10 protein-coding genes are annotated in these 10,828 nt (G+C 65.8%); 3 read left to right on the forward strand and 7 right to left on the reverse strand.

The window, feature by feature from the left end:
- Together VML93_RS04315 and VML93_RS04320 are read left to right on the forward strand one after the other, a co-directional pair.
- On the forward strand, nt 1–1,462 hold a 1,462-nt coding region (locus tag VML93_RS04315; RefSeq protein ID WP_325608030.1), incomplete at its 5' end, for a class I adenylate-forming enzyme family protein.
- A complete protein-coding gene (locus tag VML93_RS04320; protein ID WP_325608032.1) occupies nt 1,455–2,981 on the forward strand; it encodes a class I adenylate-forming enzyme family protein in 1,527 nt (508 codons plus the stop codon). The genes VML93_RS04315 and VML93_RS04320, both read left to right, overlap by 8 nt.
- Here VML93_RS04320 and VML93_RS04325 read toward each other — a convergent pair.
- From VML93_RS04325 to fabG, 6 genes are all read right to left on the reverse strand, one after another.
- The gene (locus tag VML93_RS04325; protein WP_414686277.1) at nt 2,978–3,346 is read right to left on the reverse strand and encodes a hypothetical protein; all 369 of its coding nucleotides are present in this window, start codon (nt 3,344–3,346) and stop codon (nt 2,978–2,980) included. The genes VML93_RS04320 and VML93_RS04325 overlap by 4 nt on opposite strands.
- Nucleotides 3,347–3,723: 377 nt before the next feature.
- Nucleotides 3,724–4,410 carry a GntR family transcriptional regulator gene (locus VML93_RS04330; RefSeq protein ID WP_325608034.1) on the reverse strand — a complete coding sequence of 229 codons (687 nt, stop codon included), beginning with the start codon at nt 4,408–4,410 and terminating at the stop codon, nt 3,724–3,726.
- Nucleotides 4,411–4,414: 4 nt separating this feature from the next.
- Nucleotides 4,415–5,608: an acyl-CoA dehydrogenase family protein gene (locus VML93_RS04335; protein WP_325608036.1), complete on the reverse strand. Its 1,194-nt coding sequence runs from the start codon at nt 5,606–5,608 to the stop codon at nt 4,415–4,417.
- On the reverse strand, nt 5,605–6,798 hold the full coding sequence (locus VML93_RS04340) for a CoA transferase (protein WP_325608038.1): 1,194 nt from the start codon (nt 6,796–6,798) through the stop codon (nt 5,605–5,607). Before VML93_RS04340 ends, VML93_RS04335 begins: the two co-directional genes overlap by 4 nt.
- A gap of 2 nt (nt 6,799–6,800) precedes the next feature.
- Nucleotides 6,801–8,024, reverse strand: a complete 1,224-nt coding sequence (locus VML93_RS04345; protein WP_325608040.1) for an acetyl-CoA C-acetyltransferase — start codon at nt 8,022–8,024, stop codon at nt 6,801–6,803.
- A gap of 1 nt (nt 8,025) precedes the next feature.
- Entirely contained in the window at nt 8,026–8,766 is a 741-nt protein-coding gene (gene fabG / locus VML93_RS04350) for a 3-oxoacyl-ACP reductase FabG (RefSeq protein WP_325608042.1), read from the reverse strand.
- Between the two features lie 112 nt (nt 8,767–8,878).
- Between fabG and VML93_RS04355 the strand changes: the two genes are divergently transcribed.
- Nucleotides 8,879–10,054, forward strand: coding sequence for an acyl-CoA dehydrogenase family protein (locus VML93_RS04355; RefSeq protein WP_325608044.1), 1,176 nt, complete (start codon nt 8,879–8,881; stop codon nt 10,052–10,054).
- Nucleotides 10,055–10,056: 2 nt separating this feature from the next.
- On the opposite strand, the gene VML93_RS04360 is transcribed toward VML93_RS04355, so the two are convergent.
- A complete protein-coding gene (locus VML93_RS04360) occupies nt 10,057–10,776 on the reverse strand; it encodes an SDR family NAD(P)-dependent oxidoreductase (RefSeq protein ID WP_325608047.1) in 720 nt (239 codons plus the stop codon).
- Nucleotides 10,777–10,828: the final 52 nt, after the last annotated feature.

Below are 10,828 nucleotides of genomic sequence, written 5' to 3' on the forward strand. Positions count from 1 at the left end.
CCACCCGCTGCTGGTTTGCGATGGCGACCGGATCAGCTACGCCGAGGCCGAAAGCCGCTCAGCAGAGCTCGCCCGCGGACTGATCGCGCTCGGCGCCGGCAAAAGCACGCACGTGGGCCTGCTTTATCCCAATGGCACCGAGTTCGTCGTCGGGATGCTGGCGGCGGCACGCATCGGCGCGGTGGTCGTGCCGTTCTCCACCCTCGTCACTGCCCGGGAGCTGAGCGAGCAGCTGGTCCACAGCGATGTCGGGATTCTGCTGAACGCCGAGTCGTTCCGCTCCCATGACTATGTGCAGCGGCTCGCCCAGGCGCTGGGGGATTCCGAGTTCGATGGTTTCTGTGCTGCCGCACCGCAGTTGCGTCAGGTCTGTGGCATCGATCGGGTGTACCGGCTCGCCGACAGCGTCGACGCGGCCCTGTTCAGCGCGATGCAAGACGATGTCGACGGCTCGGATGTGCTGGCCATCGTCTACACATCGGGCTCTGCCAGCACCCCGAAAGGAGTGGTGCACACCCACGCCGCGTTGCTGGGACATCAGCAGAATCTCAACGAGATCCGCGGTTTGACGGCGACAGACAAACTGTTCTGCAATTCGCCGTTCTTCTGGATCGGCGGGTTCGGCTTCGGTCTGCTCGCCACGTTGGTCGCCGGCTCGACGCTGGTGTGCTCCAATGCCGTCGACCCAGCCGCGACCCTGGACTTGCTCGAAGCCGAAAAGCCCACCATGACCAATGGTTTCGCGGCCGCCGTCGCTCATCTGGCCGATCACCCGAGCTTCGCCGGACGGGACCTGTCGTCGATGCGACGCGGCAACCTGTACCCGATCATGGCGCCCGATGCCCGGCCGGCCGACCCAGAATTGCGGCACAACATGCTGGGCATGACCGAGGCCGGCAGCGTCCTGCTGATCAGCGGCGACGAGGCCGACCAGCCCGAACAGCGGCGTGGATCATTCGGCAAGCCGGCACCGGGATTTCAGACCATGATCATCGAGTCAGACTCGTCGGGGGTCGGCGAGCTGTGCATCCGCGGGCCGTACGTGATGCAAGGCTATTACAAACGCAGTCGCGAAGATTGCTTCGACGCCGACGGCTGGTTCCACACCGGCGATTTGGTACGCGCCGACGCCGACGGGTTCATCTACTTCGTCGGCCGGCTCAGCGCGATGATCAAAACGGCCGGCGCCAACGTGTCGGCCGCCGAGGTCGAGAAGGCCATCGCCAAGCTCGGAATGGTGGGCCATGTCGTCGGTATTCCAGATGCCGAACGCGGAGAGCTGGTTGCCGCCGTAATCGTCCAGCCGCGGTTGGACGAAACCGCGCTGCGTGAGCGCCTCAAGGACGAATTGTCGTCGTACAAAATCCCCAAGCGGTTCCTCGCCCTGCCGCGTGCGGAGCTCCCGCTGCTGTCCAGCGGCAAGGTAGACACTCGGCAACTGAAGAAGCTGTTCGATGCCTGACACCGTCGACCGGCTGGTGCGCCTGCAGGCCTCCGACCACGGTTCCAAGCCGATGGCGATCGATCCGTCATGCCGCGTCAGCTATCACGAACTCGATTTCACCACAACGGATTTAGCGGCGGCATTCGTCGAAGCCGGTGTGAGCAAGGGCACCCGGGTCGGGCTGATCATGCCCAACAGCGCACGTTGGGTGCAGATCGCCATCGCGCTGACCCGTGTCGGCGCCGTGCTGGTTCCGTTGAGCACCCTGTTGCAAGCCGGCGAGCTGATCGCGCAGCTACGGATGGCTGCGGTGCAATTCCTGGTCAGCGTCGAAGAATTCCGCGGGCATCGGTATCTGGAGGACCTCGCGTCGGCGCGGAAAGCCGAACTCCCGGCCCTGCGCCAAGTTTGGTCTCTCGACCAGCTCGACCGTCTCGCCGCCGGCGAGCGTGCACGAGGAATCGTCGACGCCATGACCCGGACGGTGACTCCCGCCGATCCGTTGGTCATCATGTTCACCTCGGGCAGCAGCGGTGCACCCAAAGGCGTCCTGCATTCGCACGGCAACGCATTGAGTGCGGTGCGGTCGGGCCTCGCGGCGCGCTGCATCACGTCGGAGACCCGCCTGTATCTGCCGATGCCGTTCTTCTGGGTGGGCGGCTTCGGCAGCGGAATACTGTCCACGCTGCTGGCCGGTGCCACCCTGGTGACCGAGGAAACGCCACGGCCCGAAACGACCCTGCGCCTTCTGGAAAGCGAACGGGTCACGCTGTTTCGGGGCTGGCCCGATCAGGCCGAAACACTCGCGCGGCACGCGGTTACAGCCGATGTCGATCTCTCGGCGCTGCGCCCGGGCAGCCTGGAGGCCCTGCTACCACCCCACCAAAGGTCTCAACCCGGAGCGCGGGCCAGGTTGTTCGGCATGACGGAGGCGTTCGGGCCGTACTGCGGTTACCCAGCCGACACCGACATGCCGGAGGCGGCCTGGGGAAGTTGCGGAAAGCCGTTCCCCGGCATGGAGGTTCGCATCGTCGACCCCGACACCGGTGATCCCGTTCCGGCTGCAACCGTTGGCATGATCCAGATCCGGGGACCGCACACATTGCGCGGCATCTGTCGCCGCAGCCGAGAAGACCTGTTCACCGCCGACGGCTTCTACCCCACCGGCGACCTCGGCCACCTCGACGAGCACGGATTCCTGTTCTACCACGGCAGATCCGACGACATGTTCAAAGTCAGCGGCGCCACCGTCTATCCCGCAGAGGTGGAGCGAGCGCTGCGCTCCATCGACGGCGTCGAGAAGGCTTTCGTCACGAACGTGCCCAGCGTCAAGGGCGAACGGGCAGGCGCCGCGGTGGTGTGTAGCGGCCTCACCGCCGAGCAGCTGCAAAGCTCCGCGCGCGAATTGCTGAGCGCCTTCAAGGTGCCGACGATATGGCTGTTGCTGAATTCCGAAGAGGACGTCCCGCGCGGGGGCACCGGCAAGGTCGACGTCCGGCGACTGCGCGGGATGTTGAGCGAAGCGAACCAGCCCTAAGGGACCCGCGTCCAGGGCTGACAGTTATGCGACTCGAAGGCCTTGACCGATGACGGAATAGTCGCGTACATCGGACCGACCGAGGTATTCGCCTGCAGTACGTGCTCCTTGTTCGCATCGGCGGTGCTGTAGGTGAACCACGAGCACATCGATTCCGGGGTCGGCACATTGTTTATCCAAACCCCGAAGGGCGACGCCGACCCGGCCGTGCGGTAGAGACCGGGCACTATGTCGGGTCCCACCTGGAAAACACCGTTCCCCGGGATCGGGTCCATCGGATCGGCAACGGCCGGCGCCGCGAAGGCGATCGCTGCCACGCAGGCAACGAATCCGGCCGATGCGCGAAACATCACGGCTGGGGGCATCTTGCTCTCCCTACCACTCCCTACCACGGTGTCCACCCTCTTGGCAGTCTAACCTCACCTCCTCGTCGAGGCTTCAAGAATCCGTCAAGGGGGTGCCGTCACCCTGTACTGAAAACCCCTCCCGGTCGGCGAGAGGGGATTCAGAAAGGAAGAGAAAATGCGGACTCGTCGTGACCGCGGGCCCTGGTGGGCGCGCGCCTTGGCGGGCGCCTGCGGCTACAGCGGCAAAGACCACGTCGACTCGTATGCCCGTGGCTTGGCCGCCAACCCATACGACCCGTGGTTTCATACTTGCGTCACACGTCGCGGGGTTCGTGGTCGACGCCATTAGCGCGTCGAACGTGGTTGATATGCGCCTATTTTGACCGCTCGGCGAGTCAAGCCGGGCGGCTCCCGTCCGCGACCACGCCACGCGCCGTGAGGTGGTCGATCAACGGAACCGCGCCGGCGGCAAGATGTTCCGACATCGCCCTCCGGGCGAGCTTGTCGTCGTGTATTTGCAGCGCAGATAAGATCCGCCGGTGGTCCTTGATCGACTGGTCGGACCAGCCCTCGATTGCCGGGAACACCGATTCGGGTGCGTAGCGGGTGATTTGCGACATCAGCTGGGCGAGCTTTTGCGAATCCGCGGCGACGTTGATGGCCCGGTGAAATTCGTGGTTGAGCCGAACCGTCCGCTCCTCGTCACCGGTGGCGTAGGCCTGCTCCAGCTGGTTCTGGATCTCCTTCAGCCCGTGCAGCTGGTCGTCGGTGATTTTGAGGGCCGCCCGCGCCGCGAGCTCGCCGCCGACGTGCGCCTGCACGTTCGCAACGTCGGCGAGATCCCGCTCGGTCACCGGCAGGACCACAAACCCCCGGTGCGGCTGCTGGGCGATCCAGCCTTCGGCCCGCAGCGCGAAGAGCGCCTCGCGCACCGGGGTCACGCTGATCCCCAACTCCGCGGCCAACTGGTCCAGCCGGATGTACTGGCCCGCCGCGTAGCTGCCGTCGAAGATCCTCTTGCGGACGAAGCGTGCGACGTCCTCGGAAAGTTGGGGCCGCGCAGCGAAATCCGGGCCGGTCATCGTCTCACACCCGATACTCGGCCAGCAGCCGCTTGCTGATGATCTGCTTCTGGATTTCGCTGGTTCCCTCGCCGATAAGCAGGAACGGCGCGTCCCGCATCAGCCGTTCGATCTCGTACTCCTTGGAGTAGCCGTAGCCGCCGTGGATCCGGAAGCTCTGCTGGGTGACCTCGGAACAGTATTCACTGGCAAGGTATTTGGCCATACCGGCCGCGACATCGTTGCGCTCCCCCGAGTCCTTCAACCGTGCCGCGTTGACCATCATCAGGTGCGCCGCTTCGACTTTGGTGGCCATCTCAGCCAGCTGGAACGCGATGGCCTGGTGCTCGGCGATCGGCTTGCCGAAGGTGTGGCGCTGCTGGGCGTAGCGCACCGCGAGCTCGAAGGCACGAATGCCGATACCGCAAGCTCGCGCCGACACGTTGACCCGGCCGACCTCGATACCGTCCATCATCTGGAAGAAGCCCTGCCCCGGGGTACCGCCGAGAACGTCGTCGGCGCTTGCCTGGTAGCCGTCGAAGATGAGCTCGGTGGTGTCGATGCCCTTGTAGCCCAGCTTGTCGATCTTGCCCGGTATCAGCAGCCCCGGCGCGACTTCACCGAAGCCCGTTGGCTTTTCGATCAGGAAAGCGGTCAGGTTGCGGTGCGGTTTGTCTGCGCCTTCGTCGGTGCGCACCAGGACGGCAACCAGCGTCGAGCTGCCGCCGTTGGTGAGCCACATCTTCTGGCCGTTGATGGTGTAGGTGCCGTCGGGGTTCTGCTGCGCGCGGGTCCTGATCGCGGCGACGTCGGAACCCAGCTCGGGCTCCGACATCGAAAAAGCCCCGCGGGTTTCGCCGGTCGCCATCCGCGGCAGGAAGCGCTGCTTCTGCGCGTCGGTGCCGTGCTGGCGCAGCATGTACGCCACGATGAAGTGGGTGTTGACGACCCCGGAGATGCTCATCCAGCCGCGTGCCAACTCCTCGACGCACAGCGCGTAGGTCAGCAGCGACTCCCCCAGCCCGCCGTACTCCTGCGGAATCATCAGGCCGAACAGGCCCATGTCTCGCATCTGATCCACGATGTGCTGCGGGTAGGTGTCGTGGCGTTCGAGTTCCTGAGCGTTGGGAATGATCTCCTTGTCGACGAATTGCCTTACCGTCGTGATGATCTCGGTCTGGAATTCGGTCAGACCCAGCGTCTGGGCGAGTTTGGTCATGGGTGTCCTCCGATCGTGCCTGCTCCCGACAGGCGCGTGATGTCCTCGACCGTCAATCCCAGGCACTGGGTGAGGACGTCGGTGGTGTCTTGCCCCAGGGCGGGGGCCGGCACGGCGGCGGGATGAGCGCCGTCGAAGGCGGTCGGCATGCCGGGTGCCAGATATTCGCCGACGCCCGGTTGGTGCAATCGGGAGAAAAGCGGGTTGGCAGTGACTTTGGGGTCTTCGACCACTTCGGCGAAGGTCCGGTACCGCTCGAACAGCACGGTGGTGTCCGACAGCGCCGCGGTGACTTCCTCAGCCGTGTGCTCGCCGAACCAGGTGGCGAACAAGCCGGAGAGCACGTCGCGGTAGCGATACCGATCGCCTTCGGCGTTGAAGTCCACACCGAGTGCCTCGGCGAGCGCCGACACCGCACGCCCGGTGCCTGTCACTTCGACCAGGTCACGAAAGTGCCTGCCGGTCAATAGAACCACCATGAACACGACATCGTCACGACTGGTGAAGTCCTGGCCGTACTGGCCGTAGATGGAGTTGCCCATACGCTCGCGCTGCGTCCCGATCACCTGAGGCTCGGTCAACAGGCTCAGGTTTCCGGCGGTGGCCAACGCGACATCCTCCAACGCCAGACTGATCCGCGTGCCCTTCCCGGACTGGTCGCGGTGGCGGACAGCGCCGACGACGGCCAGCGCCGCATACAGTCCGCAGCACACATCCCAGGCCGGCAACACGTGGTTGATCGGGCCGGCGTGGTTAGCCGGACCGGTGACGAGTGGGTATCCGATGGCCGCGTTGACGGTGTAGTCCACCCCGGTGGATCCGTCGCCGCGCCCGAGTAGCTGCACATGGATGACGTCGGGACGTTCGGCGGCCAGCAGATCGTGGCTCAGCCAGGGCAGCACGGCGTTGGTGACGACGATGCCGTCGCCCTCGACGATGAGCCGCCGGACCAGCTCCTGGCCGTCCGGCGAACGCAGATCGATGGTGGCCGAACGCTTTCCCTTGTTCAGGCCGGTCCAGTAGATCGACGTGCCATCCGCCGACAACGGCCATCGCCGGGTGTCGGAAGCGCCCCCGATCGGGTCGACGCGGATCACCTGCGCGCCGAGCTGGCCCAGCGTCATGCCGCACAGCGGTGCGGCGACGAAGCTGGATACCTCGACGACGCTGATACCGGCCAGCGGGTTCATGCCTAGGAGACCCGTTCGAAGACCGCGGCGAGCCCCTGGCCGCCGCCGATGCACATGGTCTCCAGCCCATATCGCGCCTGGCGGCGGTTGAGTTCGCGCGCCAACGTGGCCAGTATCCTGCCGCCCGTCGCTCCGACCGGATGACCCAGTGAGATTCCCGAGCCGTGCACATTGGTTCGATCATGGTCGGCGGGGCCGAAATTCCATTCCCGCATCACCGCAAGCGCTTGCGCGGCAAAGGCTTCGTTGAGTTCGATGAGGTCGATGTCGTGCAGCTGCAGGCCGGCCTTGGCGAGCGCGGCCTCGGTCGCCGGCACCGGTCCGATGCCCATGATGTTGGGCGCCACGCCGGCCGACGCCCACGACACCAGCCGGACCAGCGGCCGCAGGCCGTACTCGTCGGCCTTCTCCGGCGTTGTCACCACGCACATGGACGCCGCGTCGTTCTGCCCGCTGGCGTTGCCGGCCGTGACCGTCGCCTCTGGATCTTCGCCCAGCAGAACGGGTTTGAGCTTGCTCAGCGACTCTACCGACGTATCGGCGCGTGGGTGCTCGTCGGTGTCGACCAGCTCCTCGCCCTGCCGGGTACGCACCGCAACCGGAATGATCTCCTCTGCCAGGATCCCGTCTTTCTGCGCGGCCACCGCACGGTGGTGCGACCGCACCGCGAGCTCGTCCTGCTCCTGCCGGGAAATGTGGTACTCGCGGCGCAAGTTCTCGGCAGTCTCCAGCATTCCGCCCGGCACCGGGTAGTGGCGGCCACCGGCAGTGGTGCGGCCGCGAGCCAGGCCGTCGTGCACCCGCACACCGGAACGGGCTCCGCCCCAACGCATGTCGGTGGAATAGAAGGCGACATTGCTCATGCTTTCGCAGCCGCCGGCGATGACCAGGTCATTGTCGCCGCTGGCCACCTGCAAGCAGGCCTGGATCACCGCCTGCAGGCCCGACCCGCAGCGCCGGTCGACCTGCATACCCGGAACCGTCACCGGCAGACCGGAATCCAGCGCCACCACGCGCCCGATCGCCGGTGCCTCGCTGCTCGGATAGCAGTGTCCGAGAATCACGTCCTGCACCGCGTCCGGTGCGAGTCCGGTCCGTTCCACCAGGCCCTTCAGGGCCGCAACCCCGAGCTCCACAGCAGTGAGGGTCTTGAACATTCCACCGTAACGGCCGATCGGCGTCCGTACGGGTTCACAGATGACGGCCTGGCGCACTTTGTTATTCATGTCAGAGATGCCGGCCGCCGGTGATTTCCATGACGGTTCCGGTCATGTACGACGAGAGATCTGATGCGAGGAACAGCGCGACACTGGCTACCTCGCTGGGCTCACCGGCCCGGCCCATCGGAACCTCGGCGACCTTTGCGTCCCAAATGCGTTGCGGCATGGCTTCTGTCATCGCAGAGCGGATCAAGCCGGGCGCGATCGCATTGACCCGGACCCCGACGTGCGCAAGCTCTTTGGCGGCCGCCTTGGTCATCCCGACGATGCCGGCCTTCGCCGCCGAGTAGTTGGTCTGGCCGACCATGCCGACCTTGCCCGACACCGAGGACATGTTCACGATCGCGCCGTGCTTCTGTTCGCGCATGATCGCCGCGGCCAGGCGGGTGCCGTTCCAGGTCCCCTTCAGGTGCACGTTGATGACCTGGTCGAACTGCTCTTCGGTCATCTTGCGCATCGTCGCGTCGCGGGTGATCCCGGCGTTGTTGACCATGATGTCCAGGCCGCCGAAGCGCTCGATGGCGGTCTTGATCAGAGCGTCGACCTCGTCGGACTGGGTCACGTCGCAACGCACGGCGACGGCCACGTCTTCGCCGCCGAGTTGCTTGGCGGCGATCTCGGTCGCCTCGAGATTCACATCTCCGAGCACAACCCGCGCGCCCTCGGCGATGAATCGCTCGGCAATGGCATAGCCCAGTCCTTGCGCTCCACCTGTGACGACCGCGGTCTGACCTCTTAGCAGTGACATCTGGATCACGCACCCCTAACTCTCATGGTTCCGACGGACACCCGTCATTCGAATATCATATTTCATATAGGATTCTGAGTGGTAACCAGCCTGCCAGTGAGGAGCGTCACCCATGACTACCGCCGAAGTAGGCCCCGAAGTTACCGACGAGGATTTCCGGGAGATCCTGGCCGCGACCCGTCACTTCGTCCGTGATGTGGTAGTCCCGCGCGAACAGGAGATCCTGGCCGACGATCGAGTGCCCGACGACCTGCGCGACCATGCCAAGAAGATGGGTCTGTTCGGCTACGCGATTCCCCAGGAGTGGGGTGGCCTCGGGCTGAACCTCATGCAAGACGTCGAGCTCGCAATGGAGCTGGGCTACACCTCGCTGGCGCTGCGGTCGATGTTCGGAACCAACAACGGCATCGCCGGGCAGGTCCTTGTCGGGTTCGGCACCGACGAGCAGAAGGGCCGCTGGCTGGAGCGGATCGCATCCGGCGACGTCGTCGCCTCCTTCGCGCTGACCGAGCCCGGCGCCGGGTCCAATCCGGCCGGGTTGCGCACCAAAGCCGTTCGTGAGGACGGCGATTGGGTGATCTCCGGGCAGAAACGCTTCATCACCAACGCACCCGTCGCCGGCCTGTTCGTGGTCTTCGCCCGCACCCGGCCCGCCGACGACCAAGGCCCGGGTATTGCCGTCTTTCTGGTTCCCGGGGACGCCGAAGGTGTCAGCGTGGCAGCCAAGGACGCCAAGATGGGCCAGGAAGGCGCCTGGACCGCCGACGTCAGCTTCGACGACGTCCGAGTCGGAAACGACGCCCTCATCGGCGGCAGCGAAGACATCGGCTACCGGGCGGCGATGACCGCACTGGCGCGCGGCCGGGTGCACATCGCCGCGATCGCGGTGGGGGCCGCCCAGCGTGCACTCGACGAGTCCGTCGCATACGCAGCGACCGCGACGCAGGGTGGCACGCCGATCGGAAGCTTCCAGCTGGTGCAGGCGATGCTGGCCGACCAGCAATCCGGGGTGCTGGCCGGCAGCGCCCTGGTCCGCGACGTTGCCCGCAAGTGGGCCACCGGCGAGGATCGTCGGATTGCGCCGTCGGCGGCCAAGCTGTTCTGCACCGAGATGGCCGGCCAAGTCGCAGACCTCGCGGTGCAGATCCACGGCGGAAGTGGATATATGCGTGGGGTCCCCGTGGAGCGCATCTACCGCGACGTTCGCCTACTGCGGCTGTATGAAGGCACCAGCGAGATACAGCGCCTGATCATCGGGTCGAACCTCGTCAGAGCGGCGCAGCGCTGAAGTCACACGAACTGCTGGCCGCCGTCGATGTCGTAGGTCGCGCCGGTGAGCGCCGTGTTGCTCATCAGGTGGACCGCGAGCGCGGCGACGTCGGCGGGCCCGACCACCCGTCCGATCGGAAGCATCGCGCGCAGTTCGTCGCGGCGCTCGTCGAGGCGGTCACCGAGCAGCGATGCCGACAGCGGCGTGTCGACGAATCCGGCCGCAATCAGGTTCACCCGGACCGGCGCCAGCTCAAGGGCCAGAGTCGCGGTGAACGGTGGCAGGGTGGCGGTCGCCGCGGAGACGATCCCGAGGTCGCGACTGATGCGCCGACCGCCGGTACCACCCATGAACACCAAGCTGCCGCTGGCCCGCATCTTGCCAGCGGCGTTGCGCGCCACATTGAGATAGCGCACCACGTGCCCGCTGATCGCATTGCGCACCTGGTCGGTGTCCATCTCCAGCAACGGCCGGTAGGTCGGGCCGCCGGCGGTCACCATCACATGGTCGATCGGTGCGGGCAGATCGGCGAAGAATCCCTGCACCGCGCTAGAGTCGTTGACGTCAAAGGCCGCAGTGCTTTTGGCGCCGACATCGCGCGCCGCGTCGTTGAGCCGGTCGGGGTTGCGGCCGGTCAGGATGACGTCGGCACCTTCGGCCCGGGCGCGTCGCGCGGTCTCCAGTCCGATGCCTGCGCTGCCGCCGATCACGACGACGGTCTGTCCGGCCAATTCGGTCATGGTGGTCAGCTCTCGATCAGCTCTAAGGTCGCCAGATCGCGGATCGCCTGAC

It is taken from the genome of Mycobacterium sp. (genome assembly GCF_035499775.1).
Taxonomy (GTDB): Bacteria; Actinomycetota; Actinomycetes; order Mycobacteriales; family Mycobacteriaceae; genus Mycobacterium.